This is a genomic window from Curtobacterium sp. 8I-2 (assembly GCF_902506155.1).
Classification (GTDB): domain Bacteria; phylum Actinomycetota; class Actinomycetes; order Actinomycetales; family Microbacteriaceae; genus Curtobacterium; species Curtobacterium poinsettiae.
Genome location: NZ_LR732827.1, coordinates 1,682,841 through 1,698,176 on the forward strand (window position 1 = coordinate 1,682,841; position 15,336 = coordinate 1,698,176).

16 protein-coding genes are annotated in these 15,336 nt (G+C 71.2%); 8 read left to right on the forward strand and 8 right to left on the reverse strand.

What is annotated here, in order from left to right:
- Positions 1-5 precede the first annotated feature (5 nt).
- Together BOSE127_RS11805 and BOSE127_RS11810 are read left to right on the forward strand one after the other, a co-directional pair.
- On the forward strand, positions 6-392 hold the full coding sequence (locus BOSE127_RS11805; protein WP_017886282.1) for a YchJ family protein: 387 nt from the start codon (positions 6-8) through the stop codon (positions 390-392).
- Positions 393-426: 34 nt separating this feature from the next.
- A complete protein-coding gene (locus BOSE127_RS11810) occupies positions 427-1,380 on the forward strand; it encodes an SDR family NAD(P)-dependent oxidoreductase (protein WP_159557318.1) in 954 nt (317 codons plus the stop codon).
- A 20-nt stretch (positions 1,381-1,400) separates the two neighbouring features.
- Here BOSE127_RS11810 and BOSE127_RS11815 read toward each other — a convergent pair whose 3' ends face one another.
- Positions 1,401-2,267, reverse strand: coding sequence for a shikimate dehydrogenase family protein (locus BOSE127_RS11815; protein WP_159557320.1), 867 nt, complete (start codon positions 2,265-2,267; stop codon positions 1,401-1,403).
- A 58-nt stretch (positions 2,268-2,325) separates the two neighbouring features.
- Between BOSE127_RS11815 and BOSE127_RS11820 the strand changes: the two genes are divergently transcribed.
- The gene (locus tag BOSE127_RS11820) at positions 2,326-3,333 is read left to right on the forward strand and encodes an iron-siderophore ABC transporter substrate-binding protein (RefSeq protein ID WP_031259322.1); all 1,008 of its coding nucleotides are present in this window, start codon (positions 2,326-2,328) and stop codon (positions 3,331-3,333) included.
- 87 nt (positions 3,334-3,420) lie between these two features.
- On the opposite strand, the gene BOSE127_RS11825 is transcribed toward BOSE127_RS11820, so the two are convergent.
- Entirely contained in the window at positions 3,421-3,825 is a 405-nt protein-coding gene (locus tag BOSE127_RS11825; protein WP_017886278.1) for a DUF1304 domain-containing protein, read from the reverse strand.
- A gap of 60 nt (positions 3,826-3,885) precedes the next feature.
- Here BOSE127_RS11825 and BOSE127_RS11830 point away from each other — a divergent pair, with 60 nt between their 5' ends.
- Both BOSE127_RS11830 and BOSE127_RS11835 read left to right on the forward strand, forming a co-directional pair.
- Complete coding sequence (locus BOSE127_RS11830) at positions 3,886-4,221, forward strand: chorismate mutase (RefSeq protein WP_017886277.1); 336 nt, start codon at positions 3,886-3,888, stop codon at positions 4,219-4,221.
- The gene (locus BOSE127_RS11835; RefSeq protein WP_159557322.1) at positions 4,218-5,306 is read left to right on the forward strand and encodes a lactonase family protein; all 1,089 of its coding nucleotides are present in this window, start codon (positions 4,218-4,220) and stop codon (positions 5,304-5,306) included. The genes BOSE127_RS11830 and BOSE127_RS11835 overlap by 4 nt, the downstream gene beginning before the upstream one ends.
- Positions 5,307-5,618: 312 nt before the next feature.
- Here the strand turns inward: BOSE127_RS11835 and BOSE127_RS11840 are convergent, their stop codons facing one another.
- From BOSE127_RS11840 to purS, 4 genes are read right to left on the reverse strand one after another with little or no spacing between them, the layout of a single operon-like run.
- Positions 5,619-6,539: a 2-hydroxyacid dehydrogenase gene (locus BOSE127_RS11840; protein WP_017886275.1), complete on the reverse strand. Its 921-nt coding sequence runs from the start codon at positions 6,537-6,539 to the stop codon at positions 5,619-5,621.
- 13 nt (positions 6,540-6,552) lie between these two features.
- Positions 6,553-8,934, reverse strand: coding sequence for a phosphoribosylformylglycinamidine synthase subunit PurL (gene purL / locus BOSE127_RS11845; RefSeq protein ID WP_236559540.1), 2,382 nt, complete (start codon positions 8,932-8,934; stop codon positions 6,553-6,555).
- Positions 8,935-8,951: 17 nt separating this feature from the next.
- Entirely contained in the window at positions 8,952-9,647 is a 696-nt protein-coding gene (purQ, locus tag BOSE127_RS11850; RefSeq protein WP_031259320.1) for a phosphoribosylformylglycinamidine synthase subunit PurQ, read from the reverse strand.
- 5 nt (positions 9,648-9,652) lie between these two features.
- Positions 9,653-9,904 (reverse strand): phosphoribosylformylglycinamidine synthase subunit PurS, encoded by a 252-nt coding sequence (gene purS, locus BOSE127_RS11855; RefSeq protein WP_017886272.1) that lies wholly within the window; start codon positions 9,902-9,904, stop codon positions 9,653-9,655.
- A 178-nt stretch (positions 9,905-10,082) separates the two neighbouring features.
- On the opposite strand from purS, the gene BOSE127_RS11860 reads away from it, so the two are divergent.
- Both BOSE127_RS11860 and BOSE127_RS11865 read left to right on the forward strand, forming a co-directional pair.
- Positions 10,083-10,691: a PadR family transcriptional regulator gene (locus BOSE127_RS11860; RefSeq protein WP_017886271.1), complete on the forward strand. Its 609-nt coding sequence runs from the start codon at positions 10,083-10,085 to the stop codon at positions 10,689-10,691.
- The gene (locus BOSE127_RS11865) at positions 10,688-12,232 is read left to right on the forward strand and encodes a DHA2 family efflux MFS transporter permease subunit (protein ID WP_159557324.1); all 1,545 of its coding nucleotides are present in this window, start codon (positions 10,688-10,690) and stop codon (positions 12,230-12,232) included. The genes BOSE127_RS11860 and BOSE127_RS11865 overlap by 4 nt, the downstream gene beginning before the upstream one ends.
- A gap of 103 nt (positions 12,233-12,335) precedes the next feature.
- On the opposite strand, the gene BOSE127_RS11870 is transcribed toward BOSE127_RS11865, so the two are convergent.
- Together BOSE127_RS11870 and BOSE127_RS11875 are read right to left on the reverse strand one after the other, a co-directional pair.
- Positions 12,336-13,157, reverse strand: a complete 822-nt coding sequence (locus tag BOSE127_RS11870) for a cytochrome c oxidase assembly protein (protein WP_159557326.1) — start codon at positions 13,155-13,157, stop codon at positions 12,336-12,338.
- A gap of 166 nt (positions 13,158-13,323) precedes the next feature.
- Positions 13,324-14,637, reverse strand: coding sequence for an acyltransferase family protein (locus BOSE127_RS11875; protein ID WP_159557328.1), 1,314 nt, complete (start codon positions 14,635-14,637; stop codon positions 13,324-13,326).
- Between the two features lie 169 nt (positions 14,638-14,806).
- Between BOSE127_RS11875 and BOSE127_RS11880 the strand changes: the two genes are divergently transcribed.
- Complete coding sequence (locus BOSE127_RS11880) at positions 14,807-15,253, forward strand: Fur family transcriptional regulator (RefSeq protein ID WP_017886267.1); 447 nt, start codon at positions 14,807-14,809, stop codon at positions 15,251-15,253.
- Positions 15,254-15,336: the final 83 nt, after the last annotated feature.

Sequence of the window (15,336 nt, forward strand, 5' to 3'; positions counted from 1 at the left end):
CGCCGGTGGTCACCGACGAGACGCGCTGCCCCTGCCTGAGCGGCAACCCCTACGGCGAGTGCTGCGGCCCCCTGCACGCCGGGGCGGTGGCGCCGACCGCGGAACGGCTCATGCGCTCCCGCTTCAGCGCCTTCGCGCTGGGCCTGCCGGAGTACCTGCTGCTCACCTGGCACCCGCGCACGCGTCCGGCGGGCCTCGAGTTGGATGCGTCCCAGCGCTGGACACGGTTGGACGTGCTGGCGACCACCTCGGGAGGCCCGTTCGACTCCCACGGCACCGTCACGTTCCGCGCGTGGTGGCGTTCCGACGACGAGCGCGGCACGCTCGAGGAGACGAGCGACTTCGTCCGCGAGCAGGGACGATGGTTCTACGTGGACGGGGTCGTCGCCTGACGGCTCCGCACCACGCCAGCTGACAGGAGCCCACATGCCCGCACGCGACCTCACCCGCTTCGGCGAACGGACCACGGCCGCCGAGGTCGTCGACGGCCTCGACCTGACGGGGCGCACGGCGATCGTCACCGGTGCTGCGTCCGGCATCGGGGTGGAGACCGCCCGAGCACTCGCCGGAGCCGGGGCCCGCGTGACGCTCGCGGTGCGGGACGTCGAGGCCGGCCGACGGGTGGCGGACGACATCGCGCGGACGACGGGGACGGACGCACCGGCCGTCGTCGAGCTGCACCTGGACCGGCCGGCCTCCGTCGAGGCCTGCGCCGCAGCGTGGTCCGGGCCGCTCGACGTGCTCGTCGCCAACGCCGGCATCATGGACGCGCCCGAGTCGTACACGCCCGCCGGGTGGGAGTCGCACTTCGCGACCAACCACCTGGGGCACTTCGCCCTCGCGCTCGGGCTGCACGACGCCCTTGCCGCCTCGGGTTCGGCACGGATCGTCTCCGTGTCGTCGAGCGGACACGGTGGTTCGCCCGTCGTGTTCGACGACCTGTTCTTCCGCCGACGTCGCTACGAGCCCGGACTCGCGTACGGGCAGTCGAAGACCGCCAACGTCCTGTTCGCCGTCGCTGCCGGCCGACGGTGGGCCGCCGACGGCATCACCGCCAACGCCCTGATGCCCGGCGGGATCTGGACCGGGCTGCAGAAGCACTGGGACCCGGAGGTCCTGGCCGCCACGAAGCTCGCCGCGGCCGACGCCGTGAAGTCCCCGGAACAGGGAGCCGCGACCTCGGTCCTGCTCGCCACCGCACCCGAACTCGACGGGGTCACGAGTCGCTACTTCGAGGACTGCCACGAAGCAGCGGTGGTGGAGCGGATCGAGGACGGCCTGCACGGCGTGCTGCCCTGGGCGCTCGATCCCGACCAGGCCGATCGGCTGTGGGACGTCTCCGTCGCGCTGCTCGATGCCGAGGCGCGGTCCCGCGGCTGACCGAGGGCTGCCCGGTTCGGCTAACCGCTGATGACGGCGGGCAGATCGACCGCGGTGCGCATCGCCCGGCGGACCCCGGCCTCGTCGGGGAGCAGCTCGTCCTCGTCGCCGGTCAGGAAGAACCGGATCTGCCCGATCGCCTGCTCGGTGAGCATGTCGAGGCCGTTCAGCACCCGCCCCCCGGCCTCGGTCCAGCGGCTGGCGACCGCGGTCGGCCACGGTTCGTAGGCGACGTCGAACAGGACGGCGTCGGGTCCCGACGGCCGGACGTCCAACGCGTCGGCGGCGCCGCCCGGCAGCGTCGACAGGACGAACCCGTGGTGGGTGCCGGTGAGGTCGGTCAACGGGTGGACCTCGAGCGTCACACCGAGCCGGACGGCCAGGTCGACCAGCGGGTGGGTCTTCGCGGTGTGGCGGACGAACACCCGCACGAGCGAGGCACCGAGCCGGACGGCAGCGGTCAGGGCACTCGCCGCGGTGGCACCGCCGCCCAGGATCGTGGCCTCGCCGGGCAGGTGTCCGAGCGTCTCGACCGGTCGGACGAGGCCCTGCACGTCGGTGTTCGCGCCGGCTCGCACGATCGTGGTGCCCTCGTGGCGGAACGCGACCGTGTTGGCGACCCCGAGCTCGTCGACGAGCGGGGTCGTGCGGTCGAGCAGCGGAAGCACCTCGCGCTTGAGCGGCATCGTGAGGCTCAGCCCACGCCATTCCGGACCCAGCCCCGCGACGAACGCGGCGAGCCCGCCGGACGCGACCTCGTGCCTCCCGTACGTGAAGGGCAGGTCGAGCGCATCGTAGGCCGCTGCGTGGAGCGTGGGCGAGAGCGAGTGCGCGATGGGGGAGCCGAGCACCGCGAGGTGCGTGCGGCCTGGTTCGGTGAACGCCACGGTCACCCAGCCTAGCCAGCCGTTTTCTTGAGCACCCCGTTAGGTTAGGCTACCCTTCGTGAACCGTTCCCCCTTGCGTCTCCGACGCGTGCTCGCCGCGGCCGGCGCCGTCGTCGCCGCGTCCCTCGTCCTCGCCGGCTGCGCGTCCGGCTCCGGCTCCTCGACGGACTCGGCGTCCTCGGGGTCGTCCGACGCCGCGTTCCCGGTCTCGATCACGACCGGCCTCGGCACCACCACCATCGAGTCGGCACCGAAGCGCGTCGTGGCGCTCGGCTGGGGCGACGCCGAGACCGCCCTCGAACTCGGCGTGCAGCCGGTGGGCGCGAGCGACTGGCTCGCCTTCGGTGGCGACGGTGTCGGCCCGTGGCTCAAGGGTGCGTACGACAAGTCCCCGAAGATCATCCAGACGCTCGAGCCGAGCTACGAGGACATCCTCAAGCTCAACCCCGACCTGATCCTCGACGTGAAGTCCTCGGGTGACAAGGAGCGGTACGACAAGCTGTCCGCGATCGCGCCCACCCTGGCGATCCCGAAGGGCGGCGCGAACTACCTCGCCTCGACCGAGCAGCAGACGACCATGATCGCGAAGGCGCTCGGCAAGGAGTCCGAGGGCAAGAAGCTGCTCTCCGGCCTCGACGACGCCTACGCCGCGGCCCGCAAGGCGCACCCGGACTTCGCGGGCAAGACGGCCGTCGTCGGTGCCTACAGTTCCGAGGGCTTCGGGGCGTACGCCTCCACCGACAGCCGCTCGACCTTCATGCGGAACCTGGGCTTCGAGATCCCGAAGGCCATCGACCAGCAGGCCGGCAAGGAGTTCTCCGTGCACCTGTCCGACGAGAACCTCGACCTGCTCGACGCCGACCTGACGCTGATCCTGCCGATCTACGTGGACGCGTCCGAGGCTTCATCGAACAAGCTGTTCCAGAAGGTGCCGTCGGTCGAGGCCGGGCACGCGATCGTGTTCGACGACAAGGACGTGTCGTCGGCGTTCTCGATGGGCACCACGGCCGCGATCGAGTGGGCGCTCGACAAGCTGCCGGCGGAGTTCGAGAAGAAGCTCGGCTGACCCAGAGCGCTTCTCCACCGCGAAAGCGACAGGGTGCCGCCGATGTTCGGCGGCACCCTGTCGCTTTCGCAGTTCGGGGGGAACGGACTAGGCGCCGACGGTGGACCCCAGCAGCGCGAAGAGCAGGGCGATCAGGGGGAGCGTGCCCTGCTTGAACGCGGAGTTGACGTACTTCCGGCCGGAGCCGATCAGGACGACCGCTGCCCCGAGCATGCTCGCGGTGGAGAACACCACGAGCGTCCAGCCGCTCACCGTGTTGCCCGCGAGCACGAGCACGACGCCGAGGATGGCCCCGATCGCCAGGAACAGGTTGTAGAAGCCCTGGTTGAAGGCGAGCGAGCGGGTCGCCACGGCTTCGGTCTCGGAAGCGATGCCGAAGATCCGGCGCGCTTGCGGACTGGTCCAGATGACCGATTCGAGGAAGAAGATGTACACGTGGATGAGGCCCGCGAGGACCGCACAGACACCCGAGATCACCAGCAGGACCGACATGTGCACATTCTCGCAGGCGCGGGCGGGGTTCCGCTGCACGTCCGCCAGTAGGCTCGGACCATGAACGACGAGGTCACCCCGCCCGAGGCCGAACCGAGCGCGGAAACCAGCGCCGTCGCCGAACTCCGCAGCATCCGGCAGAGCATCGACAACATCGACGCCGCCGTGATCCACATGCTCGCGGAACGCTTCAAGTACACGCAGCGCGTGGGACACCTGAAGGCCGACTCGGGCATGCCGGCTGCCGACCCGGACCGCGAACGGACCCAGGTCGCCCGGCTCCGGTCGCTCGCCACCGACTCCCACCTCGACCCCGCCTTCGCCGAGAAGTTCCTCAACTTCATCGTCGCCGAGGTCATCCACCACCACGAGCGCATCGCGGGCCGCGACGAATGAACGTCGAGCTGCCGTCGCTGCTGATCGGGTCGTACACGGCGACCGGCGGTGGGAACGCCACGGGCATCTCGCTGGTCGACGCCGGGCCGGCCGGAACCACTCCGGTGCCCCGGACCGTCGCGGTGCTCGACGACCCCTCGTTCCTTGCCGTCTCGGGTGACCGGGTCTACGCGGTCTCCGAGACGAACGACGGCGCCGTGTCGGCCTTCCGGCTGCAGGGCGGCGCGCTCGAGCACCTGTGGGACGCCCCTGCCGGTGGGGACGCCCCGTGCCACATCCGGGTCGACCCCTCGGGCGCGCTCGTCGTCACGAACTACGTCTCCGGCACCGTCACGGCGATCTCGCTGCTGGCAGCCGAGTCGCACGCGGCCTCGCTGACGGCGAGCGACGGTGTGGTGCTGCACGGTGACGCCGACCAGCGCTCGGTGCCGGCCGACGCGGCCGAGGTCGCCGTGCTGCCCGACGTCACCGGCCCCGACGAGGACCGCCAGGACGGCCCGCACGCGCACCAGTCGATCGCCACCTCGGACGGCACGGTCCTGGTCGCCGACCTGGGCGGCGACGCCCTGCACGAGTTCCGCATCACGGTGTCCGCCGACGGGGTCCCCGACATCGAGGCGGTCCGCGTGCACCACGTGGCACCGGGTGCCGGCCCGCGGCACATGACCTGGATCGACGGCGACCTGCTCGTCGCCGGTGAGCTCGACGGCCGCGTGTACCGGCTGCGTCGCGACGACTCGGAGTCGCTCGTGACGATCGCCGCAGTGCCTGTGTTCGACGGTGCCGTGGGGGAGTCGCTGCTCAGCCACATCGAGGTCGACGACGCCGGCCGTGTCTACGTGACCGTGCGTGGGCGTGACCTGCTCGTGGTGCTCGACGCGCGTGACGGCGGGCTCTCCGTCGTCGGGTCCGTTCCCTGCGGTGGGGTCTGGCCGCGGCACTTCGCGCGGGTGCCCGGGTTCGTGCTGGTCGCGAACCAGATGTCCGACGCGGTGGCCGTGCTGCCGCTCGACGCCGACGGCATGCCCGGCGAAGCCGTCGCGCAGATCCCGGTCGCCACCCCGACCTGCATCGTCCCCGTCTGACGCCGGCGTGTTCGTGCGTGCGTGCCTGCGTGACGCCGGCGTGTTCGTGCGTGCGTGCCTGCGTGACGCCGGCGTGTTCGTGCGTGCGTGCCTGCGTGACGCCGGCGTGTTCGTGCGTGCGTGCCTGCGTGACGCCGGCGTGTTCGTGTGACGCCCCGAAGTCGTCGAGACGCCCCCGAATTCGGCGGCGTCTCGACGACACTGCGGCGTCGGAGCGACACGACGGCGTCTGGACAACGCCGCAACGCCGCAATGCCGCAGCGGCACGAGACGAGACGAGACGAGACGCCGGCGTGTTCGGAGCCCCGCGCGCTAGAAGTCGATCAGGTTCTCGAAGGGGCGACCCTCGGCCAGCGCGGCGACCTGCTTGCGCATGAGCTCGATCGACCTCGGCACGCTCAGGTCGGTGTTGCCGCCGACGTGCGGCGTGAGCACGGTGTTCGGCGTCGTCCACAGCGGGTGTCCGTCGGGCAGGGGTTCCGGGTCGGTGACGTCGAGCGCCGCGAACAGCCGCTCCGACCGCAGCTCGGCGACCAGGGCATCGGTGTCGACGACCTTGCCGCGCGCCACGTTCACCACGAGGGCGCCGTCCGGCAGCGCCGCGAGCAGCTCCGCGTCGACCAGCCGTTCGGTCTCGGCGGTGAGCGGGGCGATGAGCACGAGCACGTCCGTCGTCAGGGCCAGGTCGGGCAGCTCGCCGAACGCGTGCACGTGCCGGCCGTCCTGGTCGCGGGCGGTCCGGGCGACCGCGGTCACCTCGGTGCGGAAGGCCTCGAACCGGGTGGCGATCGCGGACCCGATCGCCCCGTAGCCGACGACGGTCACCCGGCGGTCGGCGAGCGATCGGGTCTCGCGGGCGTCCCAGACGCCGTTCGCCCGGTCGACCTGGAACGCCGAGATCTCGCGGAGCGAGGTCAGCGCCAGGCCGACGGCGAGCTCGGCGGTCTCGTCGTCGTGGATGCCGCGACCGTTCGCCAGCTGCGCGTGCCCGGGCACGTGCGGGATCGCGTGCTCGTACCCGGCGCTCGGCAGCTGCAGCAGCTGGAGCTCGGGCAGGTCGTGCACGAACTGCCAGCGGTGCCGCCCCGCGAAGTAGAACGGCAGGAACGTGATCGCGACGTCGTCCGGGCGACCGTACGGCGACTCGACGTCCCAGACGTCCAGCTCGATGCCGTCCGGCACGGGGCCGAACCGGTCGACGAGTTCGGCGAACGGCAGGGTGACGATCGGCATCCGCGGACCGGGCCTAGGCGTCGGTGCGCGGCGAGAAGGCACCGTCGGAGTCGAGCGGCCCGCGGCCGACGTACCCCTCGGTGACGTCCTCGACGATCACGTCGCCGAAGCGGGCCGGCAGCGTCGCGGCGTGGGTGCCGCGCAGCTCGTCGACCGTGGCCTCGAACGCGCCCTGGACCTCGAGCGTGCTCGACGTCGCGTCGGTCACGCCGATGCGCAGCACCGGGAAGCCCCGGCCGGCGCACATGCCCTGGAACCGCACGTCGTCCTCACGCCGGACGGTCACGATGACGCGACCGGTCGACTCGGAGAACAGCGCCGTCGCGGTGTCGATGCCGTCACGGGTCTCGAGCTCGTCGAGGACCACGCGGGCACCGATGCCGAAGCGGAGCACGGACTCGGCGAGCGACTGGCCGAGGCCGCCGTCCGCCAGGTCGTGCGCGCTGGTGAGCAGCTGCTCACCGGACGCCGCGTACAGCAGCTCGGCGAGGGCCTTCTCGCGCTCGAGGTCGACCGCCGGCGGACGCCCGCCCAGGTGGCCGTGCACGGTGCCGGCCCACGCGGAGCCGTCGAGCTCCAGGCTCGTGGTGCCGAGCAGGTAGATGTTGTGGCCGTCGTCCTGCCATCCCGACGGCACGCGCTTGGCGACGTCGTCGATGATGCCGAGCACGCCGACGACGGGCGTCGGGTGGATCGGGGTCGAGCCGGTCTGGTTGTAGAACGACACGTTGCCGCCGGTGACCGGGATGCCGAGCTCCATGCAGCCGTCGGCCAGGCCCTCGACCGCCTCGGAGAACTGCCACATGACCTCGGGGTTCTCGGGGGAGCCGAAGTTCAGGCAGTCGGTGACGGCAGCGGGAACGGCACCGGTGACGGCGACGTTCCGGTACGCCTCGGCGAGGGCCAGACGGGCACCCTGCTTCGGGTCGAGCTGGCAGTAGCGGCCGTTGGCGTCGGTGGCGATCGCGACGCCGAGCCCGGTTTCCTCGTCGACGCGGATCATGCCGCCGTCGTCGGGGAAGGACAGCGCGGTGTTGCCGAGCACGTAGGTGTCGTACTGGTTCGTGACCCAGTTCTTCGACGCCAGGTTCGGCGAACCGAGCAGCTGCAGGAACTGTGCCCTGAGCGCGGGGCCGTCGGCCGGACGGTCGAGCGAGGCGGCCGTGTCGGCCTGCAGCGCGTCGATCCAGGTCGGGTAGGCGACCGGGCGGTCGTAGACCGGGCCGTCGACGGCGACGGTGCGCGGGTCGACGTTCACGATCTCCTGGCCCTGCCAGTCGATGACCAGGCGGCCGGTGCCGGTGACCTCGCCGAGCACGCTGGTCTCGACCTCCCACTTGCCGACGACGCTCAGGAAGTCGTCGAGCTTGTCGGGGCGGACGACCGCCATCATGCGTTCCTGGCTCTCCGACATCAGGATCTCTTCGGCGGTGAGCGTGGGGTCGCGGAGCAGGACGTCGTCGAGCGAGATGTGCATCCCGCCGTCACCGTTGCTCGCGAGCTCCGAGGTGGCGCAGGAGATGCCCGCCGCACCGAGGTCCTGGATGCCCTCGACCAGGTCCTTCTGGAACAGCTCGAGGCAGCACTCGATCAGGACCTTCTCGGCGAAGGGGTCGCCGACCTGCACGGCCGGACGCTTGGTCGGGCCGCCCTCGGTGAAGGTGTCGGACGCCAGGATCGACGCGCCGCCGATGCCGTCGCCGCCGGTGCGGGCCCCGAACAGGACGACCTTGTTGCCGGCACCGGAGGCGTTCGCCAGGTGCAGGTCCTCGTGGCGCAGGACGCCGACGGCCAGGGCGTTGACCAGCGGGTTGCCCTGGTACACCGGGTCGAAGTAGGTCTCGCCGCCGATGTTCGGCAGGCCGAGGCAGTTGCCGTAGAACGAGATGCCGCCGACGACCCCGTGCACGACGCGTGCGGTGTCCTCGTGGTCGATCGCGCCGAAGCGGAGCTGGTCCATCACGGCGACGGGGCGGGCGCCCATCGAGATGATGTCACGGACGATGCCGCCGACACCGGTGGCCGCACCCTGGTAGGGCTCGACGTAGGACGGGTGGTTGTGCGACTCGACCTTGAAGGTCACCGCCCAGCCGTTGCCCACGTCGACGACACCGGCGTTCTCGCCCATGCCGACCATCAGGTTCTTGGTCATCTCCGGCGTGACCTTCTTGCCGAACTGCCGCAGGTAGTTCTTCGAGGACTTGTAGGAGCAGTGCTCGCTCCACATCACCGAGTACATCGCCAGCTCGCCCGAGGTGGGGCGGCGGCCGAGGATCTCCTTGATGCGGGCGTACTCGTCCGGCTTCAGGCCCAGCGCGTCGTACGGCTGCTCCTTGTCGGGGGTTGCTGCCGCGTCCTGCACGGTGTCGGGCTTCGGGCGAACGTGTGTCGTCACGGTGTCGTTGTTCCCTGTCACTTGACGAGCGCGTGCTCGATCACGGAGGTGAAGAAGGTCAGGCCGTCGGTGCCCGAGGCCATCGCGGCGGGGGTGTCCGGGCCGAACCCGGCCTCGGTCGCGTGCTCGGGGTGCGGCATCAGGCCGACGACGTTGCCGCGCTCGTTCGAGACGCCGGCGATGTCGTCGATGGAGCCGTTCGGGTTCACGCCGAGGTAGCGGAACACGACCTGGCCGTTGTCCTCGATGCGCTTGATGGTGTCGGCGTCCGCGACGAAGCGGCCGTCGGCGTTCTTCAGCGGGATGGTGATCTCCTGCTGGGCGCTGAAGCCGGAGGTCCAGGCGGTCGCGGTGGTCTCGACGCGGAGCTTCTGGTCGCGACGGATGAACTGCTGGTGTGCGTTGCGGGTGTGTGCCCCGGGGACCAGACGGGCCTCGGCCAGCATCTGGAACCCGTTGCAGATGCCGAGCACGGGCATGCCCTTGCCGGCGGCGTCGATGACCTCGGCCATGATCGGGGCCTTCGCGGCGATCGCGCCGGCACGCAGGTAGTCGCCGTACGAGAACCCGCCGGGCAGCACGATCGCGTCGACACCCTGCAGGTCGTGGTCGCCGTGCCACAGGGCGACGGGGTCGGCGCCGGCGAGACGGACGGCGCGCTGGGCGTCGCGGTCGTCGAGCGAGCCCGGGAACGTGATGACGCCGATGCGCATCCGGGTCACTGGCCTTCCACGGTCACGGACACGACGTCCTCGATGACCGCGTTGGAGAAGACGTCGGCTGCGATGTCGCGGACCTCGGCGAGCTTGGCGTCGTCGACGGGGCCGTCGACGGTCACCTCGAAGCGCTTGCCGATGCGGACGTTGGTCAGGTCGGCCTTGCCGAGGCGGGCCAGGGCGTTGCCCACGGCCTTCCCCTGGGGGTCGAGGATCTCGGCCTTGGGCATGACCTCGACGACGATCGTTGGCACGTGTTCTCTCCAGCACTTCAGGGGTGGGGGGACGCGACCAGTCTACGGGGCGCGCGCGACACGCCGGGACGGCCCCGGGCCTCCAGGCGGGCCCTTCCTGTGCGGTTGCTCACGTCTGTTCCAACGCGTATATTCCAAGTCGAATAGTCAACAACGAACAAGCGGACTGGAGGCACGTGTGCCGTCGCTCACGCCACTCGCGTTCGCCGCGCTCGGGCTCCTGGCCGAGGGGCCGACGCATCCCTACGAGATGTTCCAGACGATGACGCACCGCCGGGACGGCCGGAACGTCAAGGTCCGGCCCGGAACCCTGTACCACCAGGTCGGCCGACTGGTGGAGCTCGGCCTCGCCGAGATCGTGGGGACCGACCGGGCGGGCAACCGTCCGGAACGCACCACCTACGCCATCACGGACGACGGGTGGACGGCCCTGCACGACGGGCTCGTCCGGCTGATCGCCGAACCGGCCGAGGAGTACCCCGTCTTCCACCTGGCCGTCGCCGAGATCGAGAACCTGTCGGTCGACGAGGCCGAGTCCGCGCTGCGGGCGCGGGTCACGGCACTCCGGGCCCAGCGCGACGAGGCGGACGAGATCCTCGGGATCGTCCGGGCGAAGGACCTGCCCGAGCGGTACTGGCTCGACGTGTCGTACGTGCGTGCGATGCTCACGACGCAGATCGAGTGGCTCGCCGCCACGGCCGACCGGATCGCCGCCGGCCACATCTCCTGGGACGCCCACGCCGCGTCCGCAGACACCACCACGAACAGCAAGGAAACCACTCGATGACCACCGTCACGCCTCCGCGGACGACCGAGAAGAAGCCGTGGCCTGCCCTGTGGGCACTCGTCGTCGGGTTCTTCATGATCCTCGTCGACTCGACCATCGTGTCGGTCGCCACCCCCACCATCGCGCAGGAGCTCGACGCGGACATCAACTCCGTGATCTGGGTGACGAGCGCCTACCTGCTCGCCTACGCCGTGCCGCTGCTCATCACCGGCCGGCTCGGTGACCGCTTCGGCCCGAAGGTCATGTACCAGATCGGCCTCGTGGTCTTCACGCTCGCCAGCCTGTGGTGCGGTCTGGCCGGCTCGATCGAGGTGCTGATCGTCGCCCGCGTCGTGCAGGGCCTCGGCGCCGCGATGATGAGCCCGCAGACCATGTCGGTCATCACCCGCATCTTCCCGCCGCAGAACCGCGGCGCGGCGATGGGCCTCTGGGGCGCCGTCGCCGGTGTCGCCTCGCTCGTCGGCCCGATCGTGGGCGGCCTGCTCGTCGACGGCTTCGGCTGGGAGTGGATCTTCTTCGTGAACGTCCCCGTCGGTGTCGTCGCGTTCGTGCTCGCGCAGCGTTTCGTGCCGTCGTTCGAGCGGCACGGGCACCGGTTCGACTACCTCGGCATCTTCTTGTCCGCAGCGGGCCTGTTCCTGCTCGTGTTCGGCATCCAGGAAGGCGAGACCTACGACTGGGGTGTCATCGCCGGTCCGATCTCGGTGTGGTCGCTCATCATCGTCGGTCTCGTGGTGCTCGCCGGCTTCGTGGTCTGGCAGGGCGTGCAGAAGGGCGAGCCGCTGCTGCCGCTCGGTCTGTTCAAGGACCGCAACTTCACGCTGGCCAACGTCGCCATCACGGCCGTCGGTGTCGCGATCGCCTCGTTCGCGCTGCCGATCATGCTGTGGGCGCAGGACGTCCTGCGCTTCTCGCCGACCCAGGCCGCACTGCTCCTCGTGCCGCAGGCCGTGCTGTCCGCCGCGCTCGCGCCGGTCGTCGGCAAGAACCTCAACCGCTGGAACCCGCGCTGGGTCGCCGCGTTCGGGCTCGCCTGCTTCTCGGTCGGCCTGTTCTGGTTCGGTGCCCTGCTGACGAGCGGCGCCGAGTGGGGCTGGGTGCTCCTGCCGAGCGCGCTCCTCGGGCTCGCCAACGCCTGCATGTGGGGGCCGCTGTCCGTCTCGGCGACGCGCAACCTGCCGCCGAAGCTGGCCGGTGCCGGCTCGGGCGTCTACAACACCACGCGGCAGATCGGTGCGGTGCTCGGTTCCGCCGGCATCGCCGCCCTGATGGAGGCCCGGATCACCGCGAACTTCCCGGCGTCGTCCGGTGGGGCCACGGCCGGTGGCGCGGAGCAGCAGGTCGGCGCTCTGCCGGGCTTCCTGCTCGAGCCGTTCTCCACGGCCATGGGTGAGTCGCTCTACCTGCCGGCGATCGTGCTCGTCGTGGCCATCGTCGCGGCGCTGTTCCTGGCGAAGCCGAAGCAGACCGTCGCCTGGCAGCAGACCGGTTCGGTCACCACGCAGCCCGACGCCGAGCCCGCGGGAGCCCCGGCGAAGTAGAGCACGAGCGCTTCGGCGCCCAACGAGTGAGCAGAAGAAGTCGAGTCACCTCCGGGTACTCGACTTCTTCTGCTCACTCGTGTCGGGGACGCACCCCCGCCCGTCAGCTGCGGCGCTGCAGGTGCGCCCGGGTGAGCTCGTCCATCTGTTCGTCGGTCAGGGCGTCGACGTCCCGGGCCTCGCGGCGGTCGGTCCGCTGCCACCGGATGAACAGCGCGACGAGCACGGGGATGTCCGCCACCTCGGCGATGAACCACAGCAGGTCGCCCGCCAGGTGCTGGTCCTGCAGCGGCGACGGGTACCAGGCCCGCCCGACCACGGGCACGAGGGACCCGTCGAGCACGTGGTTCGTGATCCGCAGCACGATGCCCGGCACCGCGTCGACGACGAGCTCGACGAACGCCAGCAGGAACTCGGCCGTGGCGAACGTCGACGAGACGAGCACACCGACCTCGGACAGCGGGGCGAGCAGGCCGAACCCGAGCGCCGGCACGGTCACGGTGATGACGGCGGCCCAGACGGGGGACTCCCGGATCACGCTCGAGAACGGGGTGAGCAGGACGGCGAACAGCGCCAGCGCGACCAGCGGGGCGACGATCGCGTTGCCGAGCAGACGCACCGGACGTGACCCCATGACGGCGTCGGCGGCCTGCGCGAGGCGAGCCGGGCCTCCGATCCGGAGCAGTGCGACGGGCGCACCGAGCGCGGCGAAGGTGGGGACCGCGAAGAACAGCAGGGCGGCGCGCAGGACGAACGCCCAGCGCAACCGCTCGTCGTCGACGCCGACGATGCCGAACTGCAGGACGCCGAACAGCACGAGCGCCGTGACGAAGGCGAGCGTGCGCCACCACGGCCACCGGGCACCTCGTCGGACCGCTCCGACGACCCAGTGGCCGTAGGCGAGCGCGGCGACGACGAGGAGCACCGCCGCCAGGGGGTCGAACCGCCAGGTGCTCCAGAACTCGGGTGTCGACGGCGTGGGGAGCCTCCTGGGGATCAGGCGGACTCGTCCGTCGTTCCGCCGGAGCCATCCTCCGTCCGCCCGGGGTGCGCCGGGGGTCCGGCGTGCCCCCGGGACGGTGAGAACCGGTTCAGATCCGGGCGACTCCGCGTGCCGGGACGGTCCGCGACAGCAGCCAGACGCCCACCGGAACGGCCACGGCTCCGACGAGCGCGACACCGAACGACAGGTGCAGCTGCATCACGAGGAACGCCGGGCCGATGGTGCAGAGGGCCGCGACGGCGACGACCGGCCAGGCCGGACGGTCCGCCGACGGCAGCAGGCGGGGGAGCGGCCGGTCGAACCAGCGCAGGGCACGTGCCACCCCGAGGGCGACGGCGAGCACCACGACCAGCGCGACGATCCGGGACGCCCACCACGGGCCGGAGCCAGGCGCCGGGAACGGCCCCCCGACGAGCAGGGCGATGCCGTTCAGCGCGATGAACAGCGGCAGGTGCCACAGGTAGATCGTCATGCCGTCGCGGCCGAGCACGAACACGGCCCCGAGCGCGGCACGGGTGCGCATCAGCCGGGTGAGCGGCGCGTGCACGAGCTGGACCAGGCACGCCTGCGCGATCGCCAGGAACGCCAGCGGCAGCATCGGCGGGTTCAGGTCCTGCAGCATGTCCGGCGCCCACAGCCCGACCGAGGTCATCGGCACGAGCACGGCGTAGGCGGCGACCGCGATGGCCAGCAGGAGCACCTTCGATCGGCGCGCGAACCACCCGTCGGCCCAGAGGAACCCGAGCTGCTGCGCGAAGAGCCACACCGGTCCCAGGTTGAGCAGCCCGACCTCGGCGACCCCGGTGGCCAGGCGGACGGCGTCGACCACTGCGGCGAGCACGAGCAGCACGGCGAGGGTGGCCCAGGGTGCTCGCTCGTGCAGGCGCATCATCACGGGGACGCAGCACTGGGTGATGCCGTAGGCGGCCAGGAACCAGAGCGGCGACCCGATGCCGAACGCGACCTCGGCCAGCAGCTCCGGCGGCGTGCCCGCGGCCGTCGCGACCCCGAGCCCGAGCGCGAGGAACACGAAGAGCGGCACCGCGGGCCGGAACAGCCGCACCAGGCGGGTGGCCAGGTAGTCGCGGGCGGGGCTCGGCGCACCACGGGCGACGGTGCTGCGCCAGCCGACGGCGCTCGCGAACCCGCCGACCACGAAGAACAGCGGCATCACCTGCCCGACCCAGGTGGCGGCGACGTACCAGGGGAGTTCCTGCAGCGGGCTCGTCACCCGCACCCCCTGGGCATCGGCGGCGACGCCGACCATCGTGACGTGCACGATGACGACGAGGACGACGCAGGCCGTCCGGATGAGGTCGACGACCAGGTCCCGCTTCGCGATGATCCCCCGGACGTCCGCACTGCTGTTCGCCTGTTCAGGCAGACCTTGGCTCGTGGACATGTCCGGACGTTAGCGTGCGGAACGGTCGGTCCAGTGTCGTTCCAGCTGATCGCGACCGGATCGTGACACTTCGTATTCCGGTAGCGGCATGCGTCACCTCGCTGGCCAGCAGCAACAGCTCGTGTACAGTGGACGTGTTGTCTTGATTCCTGCAAAAGAAAGGCTCAGCATGGATGCCGACGCCGATCTGCTCCGCACGTCGGGGCTCCGGGTCACGACCCCGCGCCTCGCCGTGCTCCGCGCGACGGACTCGATGCCGCACGCCACCGCGGACGACATCGTCGTCGCGCTCGCCGCCGAGCTGCCGACCACCAGTCACCAGGCCGTCTACGGGGTGCTGAACGCCCTGACCGGCGTCGGGCTCGTCCGCCGCATCGAACCGGCAGGCAGCCCCGCGCGCTACGAGCGCCGGACCGGTGACAACCACCACCACATCGTCTGCACGCTGTGCGGCGCGATCGAGGACGTCGACTGCGCGGTCGGCCACTCGCCCTGCCTGACACCGTCCGAGACCCACGGCTTCGCGGTCACCACCGCCGAGGTCACCTACTGGGGCATCTGCGACCGCTGCGCAGCGGCAGAGCGCGACGACGCAGACGCCCCCACGCCCGCCTGACGGCGACCGCCCCACCGCACCGGCGCCACGACGCGCCGGACCCCGAGCCACCCGAGCACCCCTGACCGAACCAAGTCCCACCC